A 25,086-nucleotide genomic window follows, 5' to 3' on the forward strand; every position below is an offset into this window, starting at 1 on the left:
GTGAAATTTAGGAGGATTAATATGGCAACTTTACAAGAAGTATCCCAATGTGTTTTGGAAGGTGATTTAGATAACATAAAAGTACTGGTTCAAGCACTTATTGATGATGGCACAGAACCAATTGTAATAATTAATGAGGGCCTGATTGCCGGCATGAACATTGTCGCACCATTATTTAAAAGTGGTGAAATGTTTGTTCCCGAAGTCATGGAATCAGCCGATACCATGAACGAAGGCATGAAACTGGTAAAACCCTTGATAATGGACGGTGACATTCCCAGTAAAGGAAAGATGATCATTGGAACCGTTAATGGTGATTTACATGATATCGGCAAGAATCTTTTAATCATGATGGTCGAAAGCCGCGGCTATACTGTTATCGATCTTGGTGTTGATGTTAAGGAAGAAGATTTCTCGGCCGCCATTAAAAAACACAATCCTGATATTGTTGGGATGTCATCAATGTTAACAACGACAATGATGAAGATGGAATCAACCATTGCGCAAATTAAAAAAGATGGACTCCGGGATAAAATTAAAATTATCATTGGTGGCGCTCCGGTAACCCAGGAATTTGCAAATGATATAGGTGCTGATGGTTATTCAATGGATGCATCCACAGCAGTTGAACTGTGTGACCGGATGATGAGCAGTCCGGAAGAATTAAGCGCATAATAATAGGAGGAGACAACAATCATGCTGACAATTGTAGGTGAATTAATCAATACGAGTCGACCCGCTGTAAAAGAAGCCGCTAATAATCGGGATAAAGATCTGATCATTGATCTTGCCGTCCGTCAGGCCAAGGCCGGAGCTACATATATTGATGTAAACTGTGGGAATATGATCAATAATGAAGATGAAATCATGGAATGGCTGGTAAATACGGTCCAAAGTGCTGTTGAAATACCCCTATGTATCGACAGTCCAAGCGCTTCAGCACTGGGCATCGGCTTAAGTCTCTGTAAGTATGGTCGACCCATGATCAATTCCATATCGGATGAAGAGGAACGATATGATGCTGTAGCACCGCTAATTGGTAAATACGATGCGAAAATTGTGGTGCTCTGCATGGACAGTACAGGGATGCCTGTAACATCAGAAGATCGCATGAAGGTTGTTCATAAACTCCATGAGAAACTGACTCAGGAAGGGGTTAAGGAAGACGATATGTATTTTGATCCCCTGGTAAAACCGATCAGCAGTGTGACGACCGCTGGGGTCGAAGTATTAGAAACCATCAAAAAAACGAAAATGGAATATCCGAACGTACATTTCATGTGTGGACTCAGTAATATTTCGTATGGTCTCCCGAATCGAGCGATTCTTAATCGGCTCTTCGTTGTTCAGACCATGACACTGGGGATGGATGGCTATGTTCTGGATCCAACGAACGACAAAACCATGGCCGATATTATCACCGCTAAAGCGTTGCTGGGTATGGATAATTACTGCGGCGGCTACATTAAAGCCCATCGAAAAGGCCTACTTGGCTAGAATTTAATATCTGAGATTTACTCCAATCGAATCCTATCAAAAAAAGTCGGCCTAACTGCCGGCTTTTTTTAATGGGATAAAAGATGGTAATTCGATCAATAAGCGGATTTAAAGAAATGATTTACCTAAAAAATCAAAATTTCGATGAGTTTTAACATTAAATTTTTCGAAATTGTGATAAAATAGAAAAAAGTATGTGAGGTGACGTTTATGATCAAGCGATTTTCAGTAATTTATATTGGCTCTATCCGGTGTGAACTAATCGTGGGACAGCGGGGAAAAGGGTGCATTAAAATATTAGATCGAGCCATGTTTCCCATTAATTTCGGTAGTCAGAGTTTTACAAAGGGTGAGATTTCATTTAAATCTGTTTATGCATTATGTCAAACGATTAATGCCTATATCGAAATGTCTAAAACTTATGGCGTTGAATCGATAAAAATATTTGGTACAACAGCGCTTCGTGAAGCGAGGAATCGGCTTTATATCCTCGAGCAGATTAAAATTAATACCGGCGGCTATGAGGTTGAAATTCTCGATAAGGAAGAAGAAACGCATCTTATTTATCGTCACATGGTGTTAAAGTGTGATCCGGAATTTGACATTATCAATGAGACCAAAGCGGACCAGATGCTGGCATCAATTTCTAGTGGGAATGTGTCGGTGGCGCTGTTAAAAAATGGTATTATTGACTATCATCAGACCGCCCAGTTGGGTTATCTCAAAATGAAGGAAATCCTTAAGTCCATTGAAGAAAATTCGGAGCGATTCGAAACCCTGCTCATGGAGTTTATCTCCATCAATACCCAGGACTTTGTTGAAAATATCAGAAAGCGTCAGATTAAAAGGCTCTTCGTATCCTCCCATGAAGTCGATGTAATTGCACAACTTTGTGGTTACACCGAGCGTCAGGACTACTACCGTGTAAATGCCAAAGAATTTGGCGAGTTATGCCAAACAGCTGGCGATCTGACCGTTAATCAATTATTGAAGAAGTATCCGCTCTTGGATCAAAATGAGGCTGAAACCCTGAATCATACGCTGATGCTTTATCTAAAACTGTTGGCAGAAACGGGGGTGGATACGTTTATACTGATTCCGATGGTCATTGGGGATGCCTATTTAGACTTTCAATTTCAAATTACTAAAAGACAGCAACTTATTGAATGGATTGAAGCGGGCAGTTATCTATCGGCAAAAACCATCGGTAAAAAATATCACACCAGTCACAAGCATTCGGAGTTTGTCGAAAAAATCAGCTTAAAGATTTTTGACTCCTTAAAGAAATACCATCAACTTGGAAAAAGGGAACGCCAGCTTTTATCGATGCTTTGTTATCTCATGGAAGTGGGGAGTTTCATCGACCATAAGAATTTTTGGGTTCAGAGCCGGTATATTATTGAAACGACTGATATCATCGGGGTTACTGAGGAAGAGAAAGCCGTAATGGGAATGGTGGCAGAGGCGGTTAAGACAAATTTCATCAAAGAAGAAGAAAAAATGCATTCAAATGATGAAAAAGAGCAGTTGCTGGTTGCTAAACTGGCGGCAATTCTCAAACTGGCCATTGCCCTTGATAAAAGTTATCAGCAGAAAATTCAGAATATTTCCTGTCTCGTCAGAGATGAAAAATTAGTGATCAGCTTGACGACCGGGAAAAATTTTCAATTGGAAGAGTATTTTTTTAAGGCAAGCCGAATGACCATGGAAAATGTCTATGGCATTAAACCGATATTAAAGATTAAGAGGGTTGAATCATGAAGAGTAGTTTATTGATAAATCGAGAGATCAGTTGGTTGGATTTTAATTATCGGGTCCTGGAAGAAGCCTATGATAAAGGTAATTTGGTTATGGACCGGCTTAAATTTTTAGCCATTACAGCATCCAATTTGGATGAGTTTTTTATGGTTCGGGTGGCCGGCATCATGGATCAGATTAATGTGGGCTATAACAAAAAAACGGTGGATGGCTTAACCCCCACTGAGCAATTAACAATTCTCAATGGCATCACTCAGGAAATGATGGCCAAACAATATACCTGTTTATCAAAGTCGATCATACCGGAACTGAATCAGAATAATATCTTTTTTTTGAGTTATAATGAGCTGGATGAAGAGGGTAAGGATTTTGCCCTTCATTATTTCAGGCATGAATGTTACCCGGTTTTGACCCCTCAGGCGATTGATAACAGCCGTCCCTTTCCTTTGGTGAAAAACAACCAGGTTTATCTTTGTATTATGCTCCATGATACAGAAGCAAAGGTAAAGGATGAAAAGGATTTTTTGGCCATCCTCGAGATTCCCAAGGTTTTGGATCGGATTATTGCGTTGCCCAGAGCTGAAGATTCCAAAATTCTTAATTATATTTTTGTTGAAGATCTGATCAGTCCCTTTGTCAATGAGCTGTTTACTGGCTATGATGTCAAACAGGTCAGCGAATTTCGAATTACGAGAAATGGTGACTTGGCCATCGATGAGGATGAAGCCGAAGATCTACTGATCGAAATTGAGAAATCCATTCAGCAGCGTAAATGGGGGGCCAGTATCAAACTCGAAGTTACGAAAGACATGAGCAAAAAAATGAAAAAATGGCTCATGAATGAGTTGGAGATTGCTGAAAGTGAGTTGTATGAGCTTAAGGGGAATTTAGATCTGAACTGTTTTATGAAATTTCAGAGCCGTAGTGAATTTAGTGAACTGAGGGAACCACGCTATACTCCGATGATTTCCAATGAATTTTATGGAGCGGCTGATATTTTTGAGGTGATCCGAAAAAAAGACCGCTTGCTCCACCATCCTTACCAGTCTTTTCAAACAGTGGTGGATTTTGTTAAAGCAGCATCGATCGATCCGGATGTGCTGGCCATTAAACAAACACTTTATCGCGTCAGCGGCGATTCTCCTATTATTGAAGCCTTGATCCAGGCGGCTCAATATGGCAAACAGGTAACCGTCCTGGTGGAACTTAAAGCTCGTTTTGATGAAGCCAATAATATTGTTTGGGCAAAAAAATTAGAACAGGCCGGGTGCCACGTGATTTATGGTTTGGTAGGACTAAAAATTCACTGTAAAATGATCTTGGTGGTGAGAAAAGAATCTGATGGGATCAGACGCTATGTGCATCTGGGTACGGGAAACTACAATGATGTGACTGCAGGTCTTTATACTGATATGGGGATGTTTACGGCCAAGGAAAGCTATGGATCTGATGTTTCGACGCTTTTTAATCTGCTCTCCGGATATAGTCACTATGCGCTTTGGAAAAAAATTGAAGTGGCGCCTAAAACCCTGCGAAATGCTTTTTATATTGCCATTGACCGTGAAATTGAGAACATTAAAATGGGTGAAAAAGGAAAGATTATTGCAAAAATGAACTCACTAGTGGACGAAGGCATTATCAATAAGTTGTATGAAGCATCTCAGGCTGGAGTTGAAATTAAACTGATTGTTCGCGGGATGTGTTCGCTTAAGCCGGGCTTGCCGGGGATCAGCGAACAGATTACTGTTTCTAGTATTGTGGGAACCTTTCTGGAACATAGCCGAATTTATTATTTTTACAATCAGGGCAAGGAAGATATTTTTCTTTCGAGTGCTGACTGGATGGAACGAAACTTGAATCGGCGAATCGAAACACTCTTTCCAGTCGAGGAAGAGAGCCTCAAGAAAGAAATCAAACATATATTGGATATTACCTTAAAAGATACCGTTAAAACTCGGTTAATGACCGAAACCGGATCGTACATACGCATTGACAAACGTGGAAAAGAGCTGATCTCCTGCCAGGACTACTTCTGCAATAAAGCAGAGCAAGAATTTGAACAGGCCAGGAATCAAGCAGTTTTATTACAGAATATTGAGGGAGAATAGACGTGGAAAGACGAAATATTGGTGTTATTGACATTGGCTCAAATAGTGTCCATCTGGTGATTGGCGAATACTATAATAATGAATATTTTCAAATTATTGATGATGTAAAGGTGAACGTTCGCTTAAATGACGGACTGGAAGAAACGGGAGAGCTCCAACAGGATCGAATGGACTTTGGCATTGAAACCCTCAGTATGTTTGTTAGCATGTGTAAGGCTTATCATATTAAAAAGGTCATTGCAGTGGCAACGGCAGCGGTTCGAAAAGCAACGAACGGAGCCGAATATGTGGCACGAATCAAGGCCGAAGTGGGACTGGAAGTAACCATCATCCCCGGCGAGGTTGAGGCCTCCATGGATTATCTGGGGACGATCAATACACTGGACATTAAGGATGCTCTGCTCATGGACATCGGCGGTGGCAGCACTGAGTTTGTTCTCATTAAAGGTCGAAAAAAAGTGGATACCGTCAGTCTGCCCTTCGGGTCCATTGATTTGGCTGAAAAATTTGATTTGACAGATGAGGTTACAGATAAAAAACTTAAGGCTTTGGATGAATTTTTAAAAGAAGCTTTCAACGAGATGCCAATACTGAAAAAAGCCGCTGGTCTGCCAGTGATCGGCGTGGGCGGAACCATTCGCAATGTTGGTCGGATTCATCGTAGCTTTGTTGATTATCCACTAGAAATCGCCCATAACTATCGGATGAAATCAAATGACGTGAAACGGATCTGTGAAATGGCCGCCGGCATGAATTTAGCGGAGCGGTCGAATCTCAAAGGTTTGTCAAAAGGCCGGATCGATATTTTTGTGGGTTCCAGCCATACCCTGGAACGGGTTATGAAACACATCGATTCACCCGAATTGATTATCAGTAATGCCGGTTTGCGGGACGGCATTATCTATGATTACTTTGGTTATAACGAAGACAATCTGGTTTATGATATTTTTGAACTGTCGCTGGTTAATATTATGCTTAACTTTAATGTAAACATTCCCCATGCGTATCATGTTCTTAAACTCGCAGAAAATCTGTTTGAGCAGCTAAAACCGCTACATAACATTAAAGGGGATGTGCGTAAAATGATCCGCGCCAGTGCGATGCTCCATGATGTGGGGATTAAGCTACAATTTGGAAACCATCATGAACATAGTTTTTATATTATCTTAAACTCAGGTCTTTTGGGGATTGAGCAAAAAGAATTACTGATGAGTGCGTTTATTGCCCTCAATCATCGCACCAATAAAAAAATTCAGATTTCGGAAAAATACTTCGGATTGCTTCAGGATAATGAGCGGCATCTCATTGATCAGCTGAGTCTATTTCTGCAGATATCCGAGTATCTGGATCGCAGCATGGATGGGGTAGTAAAAGACGTGAATTGTGTTATTATGGAAAAAGAAGTCCAGCTTAATGTACTGACAACCGGTCATTCGGTATTTGATAACATGATTGTCAATGAATGTGGTAAGAAATTTAAGCGAGTGTTTAACAAAACGTTGACGATTAATAATAAGGTCATTATTTCCAAACGATAAAAAAGCCACCAATTATTCCGAGTGAAGAATTGGTGGCTTTTTTTATCAGATTGCTATTTATTACGATGGCTTTTACCTAGATAAGCTTCTTTGATGCTTTCGTCAGCCAAAAGTTCTTTACCGGAACCTTCTTTCGTGATTTTTCCAGTTTCCAGTACATAGGCGTAATCGGCTACTCGCAGCGCCATATTGGCATTTTGTTCGATTAAGAGAATCGTCATACCTTCTTTATTCAAGGTTTCGATGATATCAAAAATACCTTGAACAATCAGCGGAGCAAGTCCCAGCGAAGGTTCATCCATCATTAGTAGTTTTGGCCGACTCATCATCGCTCGCCCAACTGCCAGCATTTGCTGCTCGCCACCAGATAAGGTTCCGGCGTGTTGCCAGGAACGTTCTTCCAACCGGGGAAACAAACCGTAGATTCTCTGGATATCCTCATCCAAATTGTCTTTGCGCATATAAGCACCAATTTTTAAATTTTCCAGAACTGTCAGATCGGGGAATACATGTCGGCCTTCCGGTACCAGGGTGATGCCTTTATCGACAACTTTTGTAGTGTCCAGACCCAGAAGTTCGTCACCGTGATAGGTAATACTCCCAGCCTTTGATTTAACCAGATTGACGATGGCACGGAGGGTGGTACTTTTTCCAGCACCGTTCGCTCCAATCAGTGTTACAATTTTACCTTCCGGCACTTCCAGATCAATGCCTTTTACCGCTTCAATTCCGCCATAAGCGACTTGCAAATTACTAATCTTCAACATCGGCGTCTACCCCCAAGTATGCTTCAATAACCTTTGGATCATTTTGAACCTCGTCAGGCGTTCCTTTAGCGATGGTACAGCCAAAATCCAAGACATAGATATGATCAGAAATTTCCATAACCAGATCCATATGATGCTCAATCATAAAAATGGTCAGATCAAAATCAGTTTTCAATTTAAAAATCAGGGCCGTCAATTCGTCTGTTTCCTGAGGGTTCATCCCCGCAGCTGGTTCATCTAAAAGAAGCAGTTGCGGTTTGGTTGCTAGGGCCCGGGCGATTTCCAGATGCCGTTGTTGTCCATAGGGCAGGGAAGAGGCTTTTTCGTTTTTCAGATCGACGAGTCCCAGTCGCTCCAGTAAGAATTCACAATCGGCCTTAGCCTGACGTTCGCCCTTTTTTGCTTTCGGTGCTCTGAGTATCGCGGAAAGAAAGCTATAATTCGCATTGACGTGGGTAGCCACCAGGACGTTTTCAAGAACGGTGAGTTCTTTAAACAACCGGATATTCTGAAAGGTTCGGGCAATGCCCAGGCCAGCTATTTTATCGGGCTTTTTACCGGTTATATCAATCTCGGCGACGTTGTCAGTTTTATCTGTTGGGGTAAAAAAAACCTTCCCATTGGTGGGGGTATAAACACCGGTGATAACATTAAAAGCGGTGGTTTTACCGGCGCCATTGGGTCCGATCAAAGCGGCCAATTCGCCTTTTTTGATATCAATGTTTAAGTCATTGACGGCGACTACACCACCAAATTGCATGATGACATTTTCTGTTCTTAGAAGACTCATTAATTGCCACCTCCTTCAGTTGAGGTCTTTTTTTTGCTTAGTTTTTTCTTGATAGTCCGGTATTTCTCTGCAATGAAATCCCAGGTGAGCTCATTGGTACCCATTAAGCCCTTTCGGTAGAAGAGGACGATGACCATCAGTAAGAATGAGAAGACAACCATTCTTAGCCCCGGTCTGAAGATGGGCAGATCCAGGCCGAAGGCCATCGGTTCATCCAGAAAACGCAGAGCTTCCTGACCCAAGGTGACGACAAAGCTGGCAATGATGGTTCCAGAGATACTACCCATGCCACCAAGAACAATGATTAGCAAAAAGTTATATGTCAGGATAAAATAAAATTGTTTGGGGTCAACCGTTCCCAGTAGAGCAGCAAATAATCCGCCGCCGATGCCGGTGAAAAACGCACCAATCAGAAATGAGGTCATCTTTGTTTTAAAGAGTGCTACGCCCATCGCTTCGGCAGCTATTTCGTCTTCACGGATGGATTTAAATGCCCGCCCGTAGGTTGAGTTAATCAGCAGGATCGTTGCAATGATGATAATGATCGCAATCCCATAAGTCCACCAGAGACTACTGATGGTCGGAATGCTCTTAATGCCCAGTGCACCATTCGTGATGGATTGGGTATTGGTGAATACGATTCGGATAATTTCAGAAAAACCAAGGGTAGCAATGGCCAGGTAATCTCCTCGGAGTCGCAAGCAAGGTGAGCCAATGAAAAAGGCCGCTACAGCCGAAGCCAGGCCACCCAGAATCAAAGCGACAATAAAGGGTAATTCAATATTGGCTAGAAATGGTACCATCGGCTCAAGATAAAAAATTGCTGCTCGCGACTCGATGGGAACGGTAAAGACCGCTACAGTATAGGCGCCAATGGCCATAAAACCGGCCTGTCCCAATGAAAATTGTCCGGTAAAACCGTTGACCAGATTCATCGCTAAACTGACGATGACATAAATCGCGCATAAATTAAGTAACCGCCGCACATAGGAATCAACAAAATTGTCGGCTAAACCGATCCCAATTAGCAGCACCACCAAAAAGACGGCTGTTTTCCAGTGAAGTTTTAAGTAGGCACCGATGTTGTTTTGAGTTTCTTTCATTTCTGGTACCTCCCCTAAACCTTTTCCACATGTTTCTTACCAAGAAGACCATTGGGAAGAAACAGTAGAATAATTATCAAGATGACAAATGCGATGGCGTCCCGGTAACCAGTAAGCGCTGGAAAAAAGGCGACCATCAGAACCTCGGAAAAGCCCAGGATCAGACCGCCAAGCACGGCCCCCTTGACGTTGCCGATGCCACCAATGACGGCAGCAATAAAGCATTTAAGTCCAGGGACAACACCCATGAGGGGTAACACCGATGGGTATTTCATACACCATAGAATAGCGCCGACCGCAGCAAGGGCAGAGCCGATTGCAAAGGTTGAAGAAATAACCCCATTGATCTTAATTCCCATGAGTTTGGCGGTGTCATAATCAACAGCCACAGCCCGCATGGCCATGCCAACTTTCGTTTTATTAATGATAAAAAGTAGTGCAGACATCAGGACAAACGCGACAATTGGAATAACGATAGAAACCGGCTGAAAGGACAAACCACCGATAAAAAAAGGTGTTGTCATTAATGGGAATTCAGGAAAAGCCTGTGGCTTTCCAGAAAACAGGTAGGTGGCAACATTTTCAAGTAAAAATGAAACCCCGATTGCTGAAATCAAAAGTGATGTTTTGGGTGCTTCCCGCAGAGGGCGATAGGCGACCCGCTCGATGGTGACTCCCAGTAACATGGTTAAACCAATCGTGATAATAAACGTGACATACCAGGGAAGAACAAAAACTGCAATCCCAAAATATGTGAAATAGGCAGCCATCATAAAGATATCGCCATGGGCAAAGTTGATCAGTCTCAGGATACCATAAACCATGGTATAGCCTATGGCAATTAAGGCATACAAACTTCCCACTGATAAACCATTGATAAGTTGCTGTAAGAATGTTTCCATTGTCATTCCAACGACCATAATTAAAACCTCGTTATATCATTTAATTTAAATTGAGGGTATCTGATAACAAATACCCTCAATGTTTGTTCCGTGTGAAAAGGGCGCGCAGCAGAAATATCGTTCTGTTTCGATAGTACGCGCCTTTGCGTAGATAAAGAGAGTCATGGTAGCCATGCTCTCCTTATGATTATTGTGTGGTAGCGATTAGTCGATTGTTACAGAATCAAGGTAGGTGAAGATACCATCTTTAACAGTTTTGATGATCGCTTCGTTTTTAGTTGCATCACCGTTTTCGTCAATGGTAATCATCCCGGTAGCGCCTTCAAAGTCTGCTGTTTTAGCTAAGGCGTCACGAATCGCAACAGGATCAGCAGATCCGGCACGTTCGATGGCATCCAGAGTCATCATGTATCCATCATAGCCAAGCGCTGTTACAGCGGCAATATTATCACGGTCCGGATAGGTCTTTTTATATTCAGCAACAAATGTTTTTCCTGCTTCAGTCAGTGGGTTGGTATCGTCGAAGAAGGTTGACATAACAGCGCCTTCAACATCAGCACCACCAACGGTAATAAATTCATTTGTTTCCCAGGTATCACCACCGATAAATGGCGCAGTGATGCCTAACGCACGGGCTTGTTTGATGATCAATGCCGATTCGGTGAAGTTACCAGGGGCAAAAATAACATCAGGGTTTGAAGCTTTGATATTTGTTAAGATGCCATTGAAGTCCTGGTCGTTGGTGTTATAGTTACCAGTTGCCACGATGGCATTGGGATCACCACTTAATTGAACAAATGAATCGGTGAAAAATTTAGCCAAACCGACAGAATAGTCATTGGATACTTCCTGGATGATGGCAACTTTTTTAGCGTTTAGATTTTTGTACGCATAGTTAGCCATGACAGTCCCCTGGAAAGGATCAAGGAAACATACGCGGAAATAGTAATCATTTCCGGCGGTTACCTGTGGATTGGTAGCTGAAAGTGCTACAGCAGGTATCTGGTTGGTTTTAACAACATCCCCAGCAGCGATGGAGAGTGAAGAACCCCAGGAACCCAGGATTGCAACAACCTTGTCTTTTTCAATTAATCGGGCGGCGGCAGTGGTCGCTTCGGCTTTGTCTGATTTGTTATCAGCAATGACCAGCTCAACTTTTTTGCCCAATACTTCGGGACGTAATTGGTTAGCCAATTCAACCCCTTCAACTTCCAATTCTCCACCGGCAGCATTTGCACCAGTTAAGGGTTCGAACACGCCAATTTTAATGACGTCACTATCCTCTGAAGAAGTGGTTGTTCCTCCTGAACAACCAGCGGCCATGGTGACAACCAAGGCAAGAGACAACAACACGGATAAAGTTTTTTTCATGGTAAAGTCCTCCTTTTTCTTTTTTCCTAATTTTTACCTGTGGCTATTATACCAAAGGTTACACTTTTATTGCAAGTTTATATTAAGAAATGTTTGAAGGATACGGACACTTGTTTTAATCACGCTGATTCCAGAATCCTGCGTGAGTCGCATCAGCACGCTAACGTGATGAATTAAAGCGTGGTCTTTTTTCCTGGCAAGAGTCCGTAATTAGATGACACCGTCACATTGATCGTGTTTATCGATGATAAAGCAAATTTAAATGTGAGTACCAGTCCACATCAATCAAAGATAGACCCTCTCGGGTCATCCGGAAAACCCAGTTGTTTTTTATCGTTCCGGGTTCGTTCATCCGGGTATCACTACCATATCCACACACATCTTGAATCGGTAGGATCACTAAATTAGCGGCGCTCTGAAAAAGCGTGCGAATAAAGGCTCGACAGGAAGGGCTGTGGTGGCCGCCGATCTGCCATTGATTTTCCCAGGCGTCGGTATAACCACAATAATCAAAGGCATATTGCCGGTTTTTTGGAAAATAGTCAAAAAATGTGCCCAGCAGGGTATTGTTATCATGGGTACCTGAGTAGGCAACCGTGTTAGTGGTATAATTGTGCGGTAGATGGATATTATTATCATCATCAATAAAAGCAAACTCCATAATTCGCATGCCGGGAAATCCGGTATCATCTAACAGCTTGACCAGGTCATGGTCCTGCAAACCAAGGTCCTCGGCAATAATTCCGGGATTGGGAAAGGACATCTTCAGCTGACTAAAAAAATCCATCGCTGGGCCGGGAACCCAACGACCATTTCGGGCTGTTTTTTCACGTGCTGGTACCGACCAATAAGCAGAAAAGCCGCGGAAGTGATCAATTCGGACCTTGTCAAAGCTAGTTAGCGCTTTTTTTATCCGTAGCATCCACCAGGCATAGTGGTCTTTTTTCATCACATCCCAGCGATACAATGGATTGCCCCAAAGCTGACCGTCTTTGCAAAAATAGTCCGGTGGGACGCCAGCGACTTCAGTGGGACAGCCCCTTTTATCGAGGAGAAAAAGTTCAGGATGACACCATACATCAGCACTGGTATGGGCGACATAAATCGGCATGTCGCCGATGATTTGGATACCCCTGGTATTGGCGTAGGTCTTAAGTGTCGACCATTGTCGGTCATAAGCATATTGCAGAAAGTTTTGAAAACTGATTTCTTCATGATAGCGATGTCGGGCCAAAGCAAGGGCGTCGGGTGTGCGTCTGACCAGATCCTGATTATTCCACTTGGTCCAGTCTTCTTCTAAGAAATGCTGGGAAAGAACCGTGTACAGAGAAAAATCTGGAAGCCAGTCTTGATTGGCATCACTGTAGTCTTGGATGTCTTTTTTTAATTGGTCAGATAATCGTGTATAGGCAAGTTTGAAGATAGTTTGACGATTGCGAATGAGGTTGGGATAATAAATAGAATAGGGTGGGTCGGCAGAGCGGCTTGCGCTCAGCTCATTCGCGGTTAATAAATCCCAATCCGATAAAAGCTCCAAATCGATCAAAAAGGGATTTCCGGCAAAAGCCGAGGTGCTTTTATAAGGCGAGAAACAGGCGTCCACAGGACCGACCGGCAGAATTTGCCAATAGGTACAGCCCATTGCCTGGAGGCGGTCGATAAAGCTGCGGGCCTCTTGCCCCAGAGTTCCGATGCCGTAGTCGCCGGGTAAGGCCGAAACTGGCATCAGAACACCGCTGGAACGCGATTTTAATGACATATTATCCCTCTTGTTCTCTAGAATCAGTACGATGATCTAAGATGGACTGTAGATCTTCCGGGGAAAAGGAATATTTTTCTTTACAGAAATCACAATTGACTTCAATATCCTCCTGGTCGGAGATCATCTCGATAAGATCGTTCTTTCCAATGGATGTCAGTGCTTTGGTGATCCGTTGACGGGAACAATCGCAGATAAAACGGGTAATCTCAGTTTTAGAAACCTTTAAACTAAGGTCTTTAAATAAATCGTCCATGATGGCTTCCAGCGTTTTTCCTTCATCCAGAAGTTTGGTCAAGGAAGGTGTATCAGACAGAGCCTCTTCGAGGGCATCGATGACCTCATCATCAGTGTTTGGCATTAATTGAATAATAAATCCACCCGCTTGCCGGACGGTGCCATCGTCGTTTAATAAAACACCTAAAGAAACCGAGGTGGGAATCTGTTCAGATTGGGCATAGTAATAGGTTAGATCTTCGGCAAGCTCACCACTGACCAGCGGCGAATAACCAACATAGGGCTCTTTGAGGCCGATATCTTTTAAAATGTTCAAGGTGCCTTCGCCAATAGCTTCGGATACAGGCATGGACGCTTCAAGGGTATCTAAAAGGTCGTTGACATAGGGATAACCCTTCACATTGCCTTTAGCATCGGCAGTCACCAGTAAGCCGCTTATGGGGCCATCGCCGGCGATTTTTAAGGTGATCAGTTCATCGGCATTTTTCATCATCGAACCCATCAGAGAACCAGCGGTGAGCAATCGGCCCAGCGCCTTTGTAACCACTGGGCTGGTTTGGTGAAGTCTCCGGGCTGTTTCGGCGAGCCCCCCTGTTGTTGCCGCAAAGACCCGAATCTGTCCGTTTCCTGCGGTGGCTTTTAATACATAGTCCGGCATAGTTTACCTCTTTATTTTTTATTTGAAGATGTTATTTATGATAGGTTTCCCCACGGATTATTTTAAATGAGCGGTAAATCTGTTCCAGAAGCATCACCCGAAACAACTGATGGGGAAAGGTCATTTTGGAAAAAGAGCATTTCCATTGTGAGCGATTGGTGATCGCCGGGGAAAGTCCGATAGACCCTCCGATAACAAAGGTGATTTGACTTTTTCCCTGGATCCCAAAGTTTTCAATTTTTTTAGCAAAAGATAACGAATCGAGTTGATCGGCCTGTATTTCCAGGGTGGCCAGAATTTCCTCGTCCTTTAAATAGGAAAGAATTCGGCTACCCTCTATTTCCACCGCCCTTCGCCTCTGCGCTTCACTGGCATTTTCCGGAATTTTTTCATCTTTAACTTCAATGATTTCCAGACGGCAATAGCCATTCAAACGCTTTGCATATTCCAAGATGGCCAGGGTTAAAAATTTTTCTTTAATTCTCCCAACAGCGATAATACGAATATTCATCTCACTTAGAGAGTGTAAACAACAAGAATACTAAGAATAAGCGCAGCGACTAAAACCAGTGCGCCAATACGGTAGATGGGGTTTTTTTTGTGCATGGGTTCCTCCTTTATCTTAAAAAATTTAAATTTAAGATTGAAATTTTGTCTATTCTAGTTTACAATAGATGAGGTACAAATGCAAGCTATAACGGGGTGTGGCTCAGCTTGGTAGAGCGCATGGTTCGGGATCATGAGGCCGGAGGTTCGAATCCTCTCACTCCGACCAGTTTTTGCATAATAGGACAATCGCTTCGCGGTTGTCTTTTTGTTTGTCGTTCGTTTTGATCGCATTCTTTTAGTTGTTAGCATTATCATTAATGATATTCTCATAAATCGCATGTGTAGCCTTGCAGAAATCACTAGGACTTAGTTTTAGCTGCAGCCCGACTTTGCCGCCGCTGATATAGATTTTATCAAGGTTTTTAGCGGTCGTATCGATGACGGTTTTAAACTGCTTTTTCATACCGATGGCGGTACATCCGCCCCGGACATAGCCAGTGATTGTGGTCAGGTCCTTTAAGTGAATCATCGCAACTGATTTTTCGGCAACTGATTTTGCCGCTTTTTTGAGATCCAATTCTTTGTCGATGGGAATGACAAAGACAAAATAATTCTTGCTTTTTGCTTCCGTTACCAAGGTCTTGTAGACCAGTTCATAGGGTAAATCTAACAGGTCCGCAGTCTGCAGGCCGTCCACAAATTCATTGCACGCATAGAACTGGTGCTGGTAATCGATTTTTAATTTATCCAGAATGCGCATCGCATTGGTTTTACTCTCTTGTTGTTTCGCCAATTTTCGGGTTCTCCTTTAAGACTTATTTAAGTGAGACGTGTTTAGCTGATTACGAAATCTAAGGATGCTTAGCGACCCCAGAAATCTTCTTCGTTTTGACTATTTTATCAGAGATTATTCTTTTTTGCTTCTATAATTTAATGACTCCTAATGATTGAATCGGGCTATTCGATTTAAGAACAGCACAGTCTCATTAGTTAACGCGTTGGCAATCAAAAATAAAGAGCGTCAGATGTTTACAGCCGACGCTCTTTATTTAACGGTGGTCAAGTGAGGTACTCTTTGAAGAGAGGTACTCTTTAGATTAGTTAGAAAACGCAATTACTATCTCATCTTAGCTAATAGATCTAAAATTTCTGCGATTCCTTTCTTACCAAAAATGACTTCTTGATCGTTTATAATCATGCAAGGAACACTCATGATTTGATACTGATTTTTTAAATCGGGGTAATGCATCAGATCAAAAACACCCGCTGTCACATTAGTATTTTCTAATGCGATTCGACCTGCAGCCATGACAAGATCGGGGCACATGGTACAAGATAATGAAACGATAATCTTCAAATCAACGGGATGACGAATGGACTTGATTCGCTCAAGGATGGTTTGATCAATGGCTTGTCCCGGCCCAGCAGCGTTATATAGTGTGACAATAAATGAATTAAACTCATGACCGCCGGGAACGCCATGAAATTCGAAGCCGGTGAACTGATTTTGATCATTGAAGAAACGAATGGCCGGATAAATCAGTTCGTCTGTGATGTCTTCTTTTTTTATTACTTCACCGTTTATTTGGGGTGTCAGCGATAAAATTTCTGCAGCAAACGCCTCAATTTCTTTTGAAATTAGCTGATCATCGATATAGAATTTAAGCCAAACAGGTTTTTCGAATTTATCAAAAAGTGGCATCAGTTGATGCTTCATTTCTTCTGTAATAAACCCGGTTGCCTGATTGTTGACATGATTTTTCGCTTCCGATTGAATTGGCTGTACGCTTCGTTTCTTTACGTCTTTTTTTTCGAGCTTCAGTTTCTCATACATCAGAGCAATGTGTTTTTCCAAAGAAGTGGCGGCAATAGCTCCATCCGAAACGGCGGTTACAACTTGTCGCAGATTCTTAATGCAAACATCGCCGGCGCCATAAACACCATCAATGTTTGTCTTCTTATTGATATCGGTGATAACATAGCCAAACTCGTCCAATTCTACCTTATCCTTTACTAATTGGGTTGCTGGTGCGTAACCGGCAAAAACGAAAATGCCAAAACCATCGCCGTTTTCCGGCTTGTAATCCCACTCTTTTCCAGTATTTCGATTAATAAATCGGGCTCCTTTTAATTTTTCATCACCATAAGCTTCAGTTATTTCGGTATTAAAATGCACTTCCATATCTTTCCGAGCTAATACCTCATCAGCAATGCTTTTAGCACAGGTAAACTCAGGTTCCCTCACAATCATTCTGACTTTTTTGGCATATTTGGTTAAGAACATACCTTCCTCTGCGGCTGCAAAGCCGCCACCTAAAACAAAAACATCTTTTCCAGTGAAAAACTCTCCATCACAGGTCGCACAATAGGCGACGCCGCGACCCTGGTATTCTTGCTCACCGGTAAAACCGATTTTTCTGGGGTTTGCTCCGGTAGCTAAAATAACCCCCAATGCTTCAAAGCTACCTTTATCCGTTTTTATCGACTTGATCGGCTGATCTAATGATAATTCATTCACCTCGGCGATGAGAAAATCGGCCCCAAAATTCTCAGCTTGAATACGCATCGATTCAGTCATTTTTTTACCATCAGTTTGAATTAAACCGGGATAGTTGACTACTTCTGAAGTAATTGTAATCTGCCCGCCAATTTTTTCTTTTTCGATCACTAATACTCGGTATTGTGCCCGGGCGGCATAAATAGCTGCTGACAGTCCAGCTGGTCCACCTCCAACCACAATCACATCATATAATTTTTCCATTTGATTGCTCTCTTTCTTAACAGATTATTACTACTGCGATTTTCTCAGTTAAATGATTGTATTTAAAAAGGATGTCGCAAATTACAACATCCTTTTAACGTCCACTTGTATTGCAATATTTTAAGGGCGTACTAGATTAAACCTACCAGATCAAGACTTGGCTTTAAGGTTTCTGCTCCTGGTGTCCATTTTGCCGGGCAAACCTGGTCGCCGTGTTCGGCCACAAATTGTGAAGCCTGTACACGTCTAAATAGTTCATCGGCATTTCGACCAACATTGCCTGCAAGTACTTCATAGGCGACAATTTTTCCTTCGGGATTAATAATAAAGCTCCCGCGCTCAGCCAGTCCAACTTCTTCGATCATCACATCAAAATCTCGGGCAATCACACCGGTTGGATCAGCTAACATCGGGTACTTGATTTTTTGAATGGTTTTTGATGCGTCATGCCATGCTTTATGAACAAAATGCGTGTCGCAGGAAACCGAATAGATTTCGCATCCGATTTTTTTGAATTCTTCATATTTGTTGGCTAAATCTTCGAGCTCGGTAGGGCAAACAAAGGTAAAATCGGCTGGATAGAAAAAGAAGACCGACCATTTCCCTAAGATATCTTCTTTCTTCACTTCTTTGAATTCATTTTCCGCAAAGGCTTGAACAGTAAAATCCGCAACTTCTTTTCCGATTAATGACATAATAAAATCCTCCTGTTAATTGTATTGATTACGCAATTGCTTGTGTTTAGTTATGTGTGTCTAACTTGATATTATATTAGCACAAATGTAGTTGTAATGCAAGAGTAAATTATAATAATTCCAATATAAAATTCATTTTAATCTGACTTGCAAAAATGACTCGATAAAACTGGTTGATAGATAGTAAGTCAACAATTATCTAAGCATTGACTAAGGATGTCTTATTATTACAGCAGTGTTTTTAAAATCCTTTTTTTTGTATTCACTTCTCAGGTTTATAGAGGCATAAAGCGGGTATCTAGGAAGCAATGATTGTTTTTGATAATTGAGACGACTTAAATTTCTAAAACGATTATTGACAAAAAAATTAAGAGTTGAGGTGAATCGTATGAATAAGAGAATGAAAGCAGGGATTGGTTTAATCCTGTTAATAGGTACTTTGGTTATTAATAGTCTGGGTGCATTCGGATTTTTTAATGGATTAACACAAAAAGATGTTTCAGATCAATACGCAACGTTGATTACCCCGGCACCATTTACGTTTAGTATCTGGAGTGTCATTTATATATTGTTGATTGCAGCTGCGGTGGTAATGATCATCAAGAGTAAGGAACCCTACTATGAAAAAACAATCGATGGCATCAGTTATCTATTTTGGTTTTCAAGTATTTTAAATATGCTCTGGATCATTTGCTTTTCTTTTACCTTTATTGGACTATCAGTAATTGTGATTTTAGCTTTTTCCATTACACTGAGCCTGATTCTCAAAGAGATAACAAAAATTCAAACGGGTAATCATTGGCTCATACCAGCAGCTTTTGGCATGTATACCGGATGGCTTCTGATTGCAAGCGTCGTCAATACAGCAGCCTGGCTGGTGAAGATCCAGTGGCAAGGCTTTGGCATTTTACCTGAATATTGGGGGATCATTATGATCATGGTTGCGGTAGCGCTGACGGTGGTGGTTACACTAACCACTACAAATGCACTCGTTCCAATTCCCGTGGCATGGGGTTATTTCGGAATTTATCAGTCATTAATGGCGATGAACGGGGGGCAGGGAACGCATCAATTCCTGGCGATATCAACCCTGGTGGGAATGGTTTGTCTGGTTGTGATGGCAGGGATTCAGTTTTATTCGAATCGTTATCGAGTGATGCCGGAAGTGCACCTGAATTTAAGGTGATACCTTCTATAAAAACAGCCGAGCGAAAGCATGCTTTCGTCCGGCTGTTTTTTTAAAAGGGTGATGTTATAATTTTAATACACTAAAAGAATCAAACCTCTTTAACGGCGGTAAGTGGTTGCTCCTGCTTTTTTTGCATTGCCGGTTTTCTAAAGAGCAGATAAAGAAGGACGGCAATCATTAAAATTGCGACAATGGTACCAAAGCCAAAGCCGTTACCAGTGAAAAATAAACCGACTTGATAGACAATCAGAGAAATCACATAAGCAAATACAGTTTGATAGCCGACGGCGATCAACGTCCATTTGGCATTTCCCATTTCACGATGGATGGCGCCAATGGCAGCAAAACAAGGTGCACAAAGCAGATTAAAGATCAGGAAAGAAAAGGCGGCTAGCTGGCTGAGGGATAATTGCAGCATTGGCCAGAGCTCGGCACCATCTTCAGCAACTTCGGCAAAGCCAAATAATACACCAAAGGTACTAACGACAGTTTCCTTGGCAATCAGGCCGGTAATGGTTGCGACTGTGAATTCCCAACTGCCAAACCCAAGCGGTGTAAAGATCGGAGCGATGATCATGCCAATGGAAGCGAGGATGGAGTCTCCGGTATCCACCATTTCCAGTGCCCAGTTAAATGAACTAAGAAACCAGATTGCAATACTGGCGACAAAAATAACAGTTCCGGCTTTTTTGATAAAGGATTTGCCGCGTTCCCACATATGAATCAAAACACCTTTAACGCCCGGAACATGGTAAATCGGCAACTCCATAATAAAGGGAGCGGGATCGCCGGAGAATCCGCGGGTTTTCTTTAAAATGATACCAGAGATAATAATTGCTGCAACACCGATAAAATAAGCTGATGGTGCAACCCATACTGATCCAGGGAAGAGTGCACCAGCGATTAGAGCAATAATGGGTAATTTTGCTGAACAGGGAATAAAAGAGGTGGTCATAATCGTCATTTTGCGATCCCGTTCGTTCTCAATGGTTCGTGAGGCCATGATACCAGGAACACTGCAGCCAGTGCCAATGAGTAATGGGATAAACGATTTTCCGGAAAGTCCGAATTTTCGAAAAACCCGATCCATGATAAAAGCAACTCGGGCCATGTAACCACAATCTTCCAGAATAGCAAGAAAAAGAAAAAGAACAAACATTTGCGGTACAAATCCAAGGACGGCACCAACCCCGCCAATAATGCCATCAAGAATAAGGGAGTTTAACCAATCCGCAGTGCCAATTGACAAAAGAAAGCCTTCAACTCCCGGAGGAATGATTTCACCGAAAAGAACATCATTGGTCCAATCGGTAGCCCAGGCACCAACTGTCGAGACGGAGACATAATACATCAGAAACATAATTCCGGCAAAAATGGGAAGGGCAAGGAACCGATTTGTGACGATCCGATCAATCTTGTCAGAGGTGGTCATGCCAGTGCTGGCTTTCTTCTTTATTGTGTCTGAAACAATCCGACCAATGGCCTGATAACGTTCAAAGGTAATGAGGCTCTCACTATCGTCGTCCATGCTTTCTTCACACGCTTCAGTGAGGGCGGTTATCTTTTTAAGCGCAGAATCTGGCAGGTTTAGTTGTTCAATCGCTTTCTCATCCCGTTCAAAGAGTTTGATTGCATAGAAATCGGCATGCTCCACCGGCTTGCTCTCAAGGATTGTAGATTCAATCTGCTTAAGCGTTTTTGAAACCTCGGTCGAAAAGAGCTGAAGTGGTGTTGGCTTTTGCTTTGCTTTGGCAAGGGCGATGGCTTTTTGCGCAACTTCGACACATCCTTCGCTTTTAACGGCAGAAGTCTCGATGACCTCACAGCCCAACCGCTTAGCGAGGGCTTTAAGATTGATAACGTCCCCTTTTTTTCGGATGATGTCGGTCATGTTCAAGGCTAGAATCATAGGGATTCCCATTTCCAGTAGTTGGGTGGTCAAGTATAAATTACGCTCAATATTGCTGCTGTCAACAATATTGATAATGGCATCAGGTTTTTCATTGAGTAAATAATTTCTAGAAATAACTTCTTCCAGCGTATAGGGGGACAGGGAGTAAATTCCCGGTAAATCAACGATTTCGACATCGCTGTGGTTTTTAAGCTTTCCGGACTTCTTTTCTACGGTCACTCCTGGCCAGTTTCCGACATACTGGGAACTGCCGGTGAGGGCATTAAACATGGTTGTTTTACCGCAGTTGGGGTTTCCAACTAATGCTATTTTTAGATTCATAGGTTCTCCTTTTAATTGGTAGTTCTAACTAACAGTTTAGCTAAAAAATTGACAGCCAATGCTGCCGATGTGTACAGATTCTCTGCAGGATTATGCAAGCGAAAAAACAGTTGGATTTTAGATAACCTCAATTAACTCGGCATCCCGTTTTCGAATGCTCAATTCATAACCCAGTACAGTTATTTCGATGGGATCTCCCAGTGGAGCAACCTTGCGAACGAAGATATTAACTCCTTTTGTAATACCCATGTCCATGATTCGACGCTTAATCGGTCCTTGACCATGTAGTTTGACCACTGTGGTAGACTCACCACACTTCACTGATTTTAGTGTTTTCATGTTTTTCTCCTTAAATGATGATCCGGTTGGCCATGCTCTTATCAATGGCAACCCGAGTATCTTTAATATTTAAAATAATATTGCCAGAAAGTTCTGATATAATAGTAACGTCAGCTCCCTCCACAAAACCGAGACGCGCTAAAAATTGATGCGTTGTATCCTTGCCGGTGATTTTCTTAATGGAGTTTTTTTCTCCGGGTGTCGCCATTGATAGTAACATGGTTTTCCTCCTGATTGGTTAAAAATAGTATGCGTTATTTTCTCGGTGAGTTAGCAACTACTAACTCACTGAGAAAAGTCTAACATTATCTGTTTTATTTGTCAATACCTGATAGCAATACGTACTTAAATAATCCTGGCGGGATATTAACAACGGCTTTTGCCGCGATACGTCTATTCCCCAGTAAACATGGGGAATTAGTTAGTTAGAATTAATCCTTTTTATGGTATAATTAAAAAAATTTGTACAGTTCACAAAAGTGTCTGTAGCGAAACTGAAAGGTTATATGCATGATTGAAATATTAAAAAATAAAATGACACCAGAAAGTATTTTAACCTCAGGGTTTGGAGTCGAAAGAGAAGGCCTTCGGGTTACAAAACAGGGGAAACTTGCGATGACTCCGCATCCGCCTATTTTTGGCGATAAATTAAAGAATCCATATATTACCACCGATTTTTCCGAAAGTCAGATTGAACTGGTTACGCCGGTGTTTTTTTCAGTTGATGAAACCTATGATTTTTTGGAAGCGTTAACGGACATTGTGATCGGAGAAATCGGCACAAATAATGAGCTTTTTTGGCCCTACTCCATGCCTTGTCATATTCCTGATGATAAACAAATACCGATTGCCACTTATCAGGGCGAAGAAGGTAAAGAGCCGCGACAATATCGCGAAAGACTGATGGCTAAATATGGAGGAAAGCGACAGCTCATTTCTGGAATCCACTACAACTTTTCGTTTAGCGATGATTTTTTAATAACGATCTGGCAGGAGCTGGGTTCTCGGGAGTCATTTAAAGCGTTCAAAGATCGTATTTATTTAAAGGTTTTGAGAAATTATCTGCGTTATCGCTGGTTGCTTATCTATTTGATGGGATGTACCCCCGGATTACACAATTCATATATAGAAGAATGTCTGCAATGTATGGGAGACTGCGGAAATGAAACCTTTCTCAGCCCTGGCGGAACCTCGGCCCGAAATGGTAATTGCAGCGGATATAAAAACGAGATCGATCTCTACCCGGATTATCGTTCAATCGAGTCGTATATCAAAAGTATTAATGCGTTTGTGGAACGGGGTGACATCTCAGAAGCCAAAGAGTTATATGCGCAGATTCGTTTAAAACCAAGGGATTATCGCAATACTTTAGATTCTTTAGCAAAGGATGGTGTTCAGTACCTGGAAATTCGCACCATCGACCTCAATGTTTTCGATAAATGTGGGATTGCAAAAATCGATCTGGAGTTTTTGAATGTTTTTATGCTTTTTTTATTATTAGAAGGCGAAGAATTTTTTGATACCTGGCAGCAGGAAGCCCTTATCAATGAGGTGACGGTCGCTGAACGTGGGCTGGAACCGGATTTGGAATTGCTCGATCATCGCCATTGGACGCTTAAAACAGCCTGGGCTGAGGATATTTTGGAAAAGGTAGCGGAGATCAATAAATATTTGAATTTAGAACAGGATCAGTGTATTAAAGAAATGCAAAGCCGGGTCAGACAGCCAGAAACGACCTATGCCTACCGCTTGAAATTGTTAATGCAGGAAAACGGTTGTCTTGATGCGAATCTAAAAATCGCTAAAGATTATAAAAGACAGTCAGATGCAGATCACTACCGCCTGAAAGGTTTTGAAAACTGGGAAATGTCAACGCAGGTATTAATAAAAGAAGCCTTGACTCGGGGGATAAAAGTAATTCCCATGGATGCCGCGGACAACATTGTGCGGCTGGAAAAAAATGGCCGCCGAGAATATGTAAAACAAGCGACAAAAACAAGTGTGGATAATTATATCACCCCGTTGCTCATGGAGAATAAAGTGGTCACAAAAAAAATTCTTCAGGAGAATGGACTACCAGTTCCGAATGGGGAAGAATTTTTTTCTTTCGTTGAAGCAAAGAAAAAACTAATCAAATATGTTGGAAGAAACGTTGTGATTAAACCAAAATCCACCAACTTCGGATTGGGAATCAGTATTTTTGATCAGGGCGGAACCCTTGATGAACTATTAAAAGGGGCTCGGATTGCGTTTGAACAGGATAACACGATTCTAATAGAAGACTATTTACCAGGTCTTGAATACCGCTTTTTGACGATGGGAGATGAGGTGGTGGCCGTGCTTCATCGTCGCCCAGCGAATGTGGTTGGCGATGGCGTTTCCTCGATCCAGCAACTGATTGATAAAAAAAATCAACACCCTTACCGGGGCGATGGCCAAACCAGCCCGCTAAAGAAAATTGTGCTGGACGATCAGTCGCTCATGTATCTTAATAAGCAGGGTTTAACCAGTCAATCAATCCCCAAAAGTAATGAAATGATTTTTTTACGCGGAAATTCTAATATCAGCACTGGTGGAGACAGTATCGATTTTACACAGAAAATGCACCCTTATTTTTCAGAGATTGCGTTAAAAGCGGTCAGAGCATTTGGAGCGAAATTCTGTGGCATTGATATTATTTTGGAAGACTATTGCAATCCCGATTCAAGTTTCGGAATTATTGAGTTAAATTTTAATCCAATGATTGTTATGCACGCCTATCCTTTTGAAGGTCAGGAGCGACGACTGGGGTATAACATCTTAAAAACCATTGGTTTGGTAGAATGAGAAAAT

At 42.0% G+C, this 25,086-nt stretch carries 21 protein-coding genes and 1 tRNA gene; 8 read left to right on the plus strand and 14 right to left on the minus strand.

Annotated features, from left to right (window positions below; translation table 11 throughout):
* Positions 1-21 precede the first annotated feature (21 nt).
* From U2P91_RS01960 to U2P91_RS01980, 5 genes are all read left to right on the plus strand, one after another.
* Positions 22-675: a corrinoid protein gene (locus tag U2P91_RS01960; protein WP_322518953.1), complete on the plus strand. Its 654-nt coding sequence runs from the start codon at positions 22-24 to the stop codon at positions 673-675.
* A gap of 24 nt (positions 676-699) precedes the next feature.
* A complete protein-coding gene (locus U2P91_RS01965) occupies positions 700-1,497 on the plus strand; it encodes a methyltetrahydrofolate cobalamin methyltransferase (protein ID WP_322518996.1) in 798 nt (265 codons plus the stop codon).
* A gap of 210 nt (positions 1,498-1,707) precedes the next feature.
* Positions 1,708-3,258: an exopolyphosphatase gene (locus U2P91_RS01970; RefSeq protein ID WP_111886536.1), complete on the plus strand. Its 1,551-nt coding sequence runs from the start codon at positions 1,708-1,710 to the stop codon at positions 3,256-3,258.
* Positions 3,255-5,363 (plus strand): RNA degradosome polyphosphate kinase, encoded by a 2,109-nt coding sequence (locus tag U2P91_RS01975; protein WP_322518954.1) that lies wholly within the window; start codon positions 3,255-3,257, stop codon positions 5,361-5,363. Before U2P91_RS01970 ends, U2P91_RS01975 begins: the two co-directional genes overlap by 4 nt.
* A 2-nt stretch (positions 5,364-5,365) precedes the next feature.
* Entirely contained in the window at positions 5,366-6,901 is a 1,536-nt protein-coding gene (locus U2P91_RS01980; protein ID WP_322518955.1) for a Ppx/GppA phosphatase family protein, read from the plus strand.
* A 53-nt stretch (positions 6,902-6,954) separates the two neighbouring features.
* Here the strand turns inward: U2P91_RS01980 and U2P91_RS01985 are convergent, their stop codons facing one another.
* The 8 genes from U2P91_RS01985 to rlmH form a co-directional block, all read right to left on the minus strand.
* Positions 6,955-7,668 (minus strand): ABC transporter ATP-binding protein, encoded by a 714-nt coding sequence (locus U2P91_RS01985; RefSeq protein ID WP_111886539.1) that lies wholly within the window; start codon positions 7,666-7,668, stop codon positions 6,955-6,957.
* A complete protein-coding gene (locus tag U2P91_RS01990) occupies positions 7,655-8,458 on the minus strand; it encodes an ABC transporter ATP-binding protein (RefSeq protein ID WP_322518956.1) in 804 nt (267 codons plus the stop codon). Before U2P91_RS01990 ends, U2P91_RS01985 begins: the two co-directional genes overlap by 14 nt.
* The gene (locus tag U2P91_RS01995; protein WP_322518957.1) at positions 8,458-9,561 is read right to left on the minus strand and encodes a branched-chain amino acid ABC transporter permease; all 1,104 of its coding nucleotides are present in this window, start codon (positions 9,559-9,561) and stop codon (positions 8,458-8,460) included. Before U2P91_RS01995 ends, U2P91_RS01990 begins: the two co-directional genes overlap by 1 nt.
* Positions 9,562-9,575: 14 nt before the next feature.
* Positions 9,576-10,469, minus strand: coding sequence for a branched-chain amino acid ABC transporter permease (locus U2P91_RS02000; RefSeq protein WP_111889645.1), 894 nt, complete (start codon positions 10,467-10,469; stop codon positions 9,576-9,578).
* A 198-nt stretch (positions 10,470-10,667) separates the two neighbouring features.
* On the minus strand, positions 10,668-11,834 hold the full coding sequence (locus U2P91_RS02005) for an ABC transporter substrate-binding protein (RefSeq protein ID WP_111886542.1): 1,167 nt from the start codon (positions 11,832-11,834) through the stop codon (positions 10,668-10,670).
* A 238-nt stretch (positions 11,835-12,072) separates the two neighbouring features.
* The gene (gene malQ / locus U2P91_RS02010) at positions 12,073-13,593 is read right to left on the minus strand and encodes a 4-alpha-glucanotransferase (protein ID WP_322518958.1); all 1,521 of its coding nucleotides are present in this window, start codon (positions 13,591-13,593) and stop codon (positions 12,073-12,075) included.
* Between the two features lies 1 nt (position 13,594).
* Complete coding sequence (gene hslO / locus U2P91_RS02015; RefSeq protein WP_322518959.1) at positions 13,595-14,488, minus strand: Hsp33 family molecular chaperone HslO; 894 nt, start codon at positions 14,486-14,488, stop codon at positions 13,595-13,597.
* Positions 14,489-14,519: 31 nt separating this feature from the next.
* Entirely contained in the window at positions 14,520-14,999 is a 480-nt protein-coding gene (gene rlmH / locus U2P91_RS02020; RefSeq protein ID WP_322518960.1) for a 23S rRNA (pseudouridine(1915)-N(3))-methyltransferase RlmH, read from the minus strand.
* A gap of 187 nt (positions 15,000-15,186) precedes the next feature.
* Here rlmH and U2P91_RS02025 point away from each other — a divergent pair.
* Positions 15,187-15,263 (plus strand) — tRNA-Pro (locus U2P91_RS02025).
* 69 nt (positions 15,264-15,332) lie between these two features.
* Here U2P91_RS02025 and ybaK read toward each other — a convergent pair.
* The 3 genes from ybaK to ahpC all read right to left on the minus strand — a co-directional run bounded on the left by ybaK (position 15,333) and on the right by ahpC (position 18,493).
* Positions 15,333-15,830: a Cys-tRNA(Pro) deacylase gene (gene ybaK / locus U2P91_RS02030; protein WP_322518961.1), complete on the minus strand. Its 498-nt coding sequence runs from the start codon at positions 15,828-15,830 to the stop codon at positions 15,333-15,335.
* A 324-nt stretch (positions 15,831-16,154) separates the two neighbouring features.
* On the minus strand, positions 16,155-17,798 hold the full coding sequence (locus U2P91_RS02035; protein WP_322518962.1) for an FAD-dependent oxidoreductase: 1,644 nt from the start codon (positions 17,796-17,798) through the stop codon (positions 16,155-16,157).
* A 131-nt stretch (positions 17,799-17,929) separates the two neighbouring features.
* Positions 17,930-18,493: an alkyl hydroperoxide reductase subunit C gene (gene ahpC / locus U2P91_RS02040; protein ID WP_322518963.1), complete on the minus strand. Its 564-nt coding sequence runs from the start codon at positions 18,491-18,493 to the stop codon at positions 17,930-17,932.
* A 388-nt stretch (positions 18,494-18,881) separates the two neighbouring features.
* Here ahpC and U2P91_RS02045 point away from each other — a divergent pair, with 388 nt between their 5' ends.
* Positions 18,882-19,679, plus strand: coding sequence for a TspO/MBR family protein (locus U2P91_RS02045; RefSeq protein ID WP_322518964.1), 798 nt, complete (start codon positions 18,882-18,884; stop codon positions 19,677-19,679).
* A 91-nt stretch (positions 19,680-19,770) separates the two neighbouring features.
* Here U2P91_RS02045 and feoB read toward each other — a convergent pair whose 3' ends face one another.
* The 3 genes from feoB to U2P91_RS02060 form a co-directional block, all read right to left on the minus strand.
* Positions 19,771-21,915 (minus strand): ferrous iron transport protein B, encoded by a 2,145-nt coding sequence (feoB, locus tag U2P91_RS02050; protein ID WP_322518965.1) that lies wholly within the window; start codon positions 21,913-21,915, stop codon positions 19,771-19,773.
* Between the two features lie 117 nt (positions 21,916-22,032).
* Positions 22,033-22,254, minus strand: coding sequence for a FeoA family protein (locus U2P91_RS02055; RefSeq protein ID WP_111886550.1), 222 nt, complete (start codon positions 22,252-22,254; stop codon positions 22,033-22,035).
* Between the two features lie 10 nt (positions 22,255-22,264).
* Positions 22,265-22,474 (minus strand): FeoA family protein, encoded by a 210-nt coding sequence (locus tag U2P91_RS02060; RefSeq protein WP_111886551.1) that lies wholly within the window; start codon positions 22,472-22,474, stop codon positions 22,265-22,267.
* Positions 22,475-22,764: 290 nt separating this feature from the next.
* On the opposite strand from U2P91_RS02060, the gene gshAB reads away from it, so the two are divergent.
* Positions 22,765-25,080, plus strand: a complete 2,316-nt coding sequence (gene gshAB, locus U2P91_RS02065; RefSeq protein ID WP_322518966.1) for a bifunctional glutamate--cysteine ligase GshA/glutathione synthetase GshB — start codon at positions 22,765-22,767, stop codon at positions 25,078-25,080.
* Positions 25,081-25,086: the final 6 nt, after the last annotated feature.

It is taken from the genome of Acetobacterium sp. K1/6 (assembly GCF_034438075.1).
In the GTDB taxonomy this organism is placed as follows: domain Bacteria; phylum Bacillota; class Clostridia; order Eubacteriales; family Eubacteriaceae; genus Acetobacterium; species Acetobacterium carbinolicum.

What these genes read in the sequence shown, in the direction of transcription:
- U2P91_RS01960 (WP_322518953.1), top strand. Translation starts at nt 22, where the DNA reads ATGGCAACTTTACAAGAAGTATCCCAATGTGTTTTGGAAGGTGATTTA.
- U2P91_RS01970 (WP_111886536.1), top strand. Translation starts at nt 1,708, where the DNA reads ATGATCAAGCGATTTTCAGTAATTTATATTGGCTCTATCCGGTGTGAA.
- U2P91_RS01975 (WP_322518954.1), top strand. Translation starts at nt 3,255, where the DNA reads ATGAAGAGTAGTTTATTGATAAATCGAGAGATCAGTTGGTTGGATTTT.
- U2P91_RS01985 (WP_111886539.1), bottom strand. Translation starts at nt 7,668, where the DNA reads ATGTTGAAGATTAGTAATTTGCAAGTCGCTTATGGCGGAATTGAAGCG.
- U2P91_RS01990 (WP_322518956.1), bottom strand. Translation starts at nt 8,458, where the DNA reads ATGAGTCTTCTAAGAACAGAAAATGTCATCATGCAATTTGGTGGTGTA.
- U2P91_RS01995 (WP_322518957.1), bottom strand. Translation starts at nt 9,561, where the DNA reads ATGAAAGAAACTCAAAACAACATCGGTGCCTACTTAAAACTTCACTGG.
- U2P91_RS02000 (WP_111889645.1), bottom strand. Translation starts at nt 10,469, where the DNA reads ATGACAATGGAAACATTCTTACAGCAACTTATCAATGGTTTATCAGTG.
- U2P91_RS02005 (WP_111886542.1), bottom strand. Translation starts at nt 11,834, where the DNA reads ATGAAAAAAACTTTATCCGTGTTGTTGTCTCTTGCCTTGGTTGTCACC.
- malQ (WP_322518958.1), bottom strand. Translation starts at nt 13,593, where the DNA reads ATGTCATTAAAATCGCGTTCCAGCGGTGTTCTGATGCCAGTTTCGGCC.
- hslO (WP_322518959.1), bottom strand. Translation starts at nt 14,488, where the DNA reads ATGCCGGACTATGTATTAAAAGCCACCGCAGGAAACGGACAGATTCGG.
- rlmH (WP_322518960.1), bottom strand. Translation starts at nt 14,999, where the DNA reads ATGAATATTCGTATTATCGCTGTTGGGAGAATTAAAGAAAAATTTTTA.
- U2P91_RS02035 (WP_322518962.1), bottom strand. Translation starts at nt 17,798, where the DNA reads ATGGAAAAATTATATGATGTGATTGTGGTTGGAGGTGGACCAGCTGGA.
- ahpC (WP_322518963.1), bottom strand. Translation starts at nt 18,493, where the DNA reads ATGTCATTAATCGGAAAAGAAGTTGCGGATTTTACTGTTCAAGCCTTT.
- U2P91_RS02045 (WP_322518964.1), top strand. Translation starts at nt 18,882, where the DNA reads ATGAATAAGAGAATGAAAGCAGGGATTGGTTTAATCCTGTTAATAGGT.
- feoB (WP_322518965.1), bottom strand. Translation starts at nt 21,915, where the DNA reads ATGAATCTAAAAATAGCATTAGTTGGAAACCCCAACTGCGGTAAAACA.
- U2P91_RS02055 (WP_111886550.1), bottom strand. Translation starts at nt 22,254, where the DNA reads ATGAAAACACTAAAATCAGTGAAGTGTGGTGAGTCTACCACAGTGGTC.
- U2P91_RS02060 (WP_111886551.1), bottom strand. Translation starts at nt 22,474, where the DNA reads ATGTTACTATCAATGGCGACACCCGGAGAAAAAAACTCCATTAAGAAA.
- gshAB (WP_322518966.1), top strand. Translation starts at nt 22,765, where the DNA reads ATGATTGAAATATTAAAAAATAAAATGACACCAGAAAGTATTTTAACC.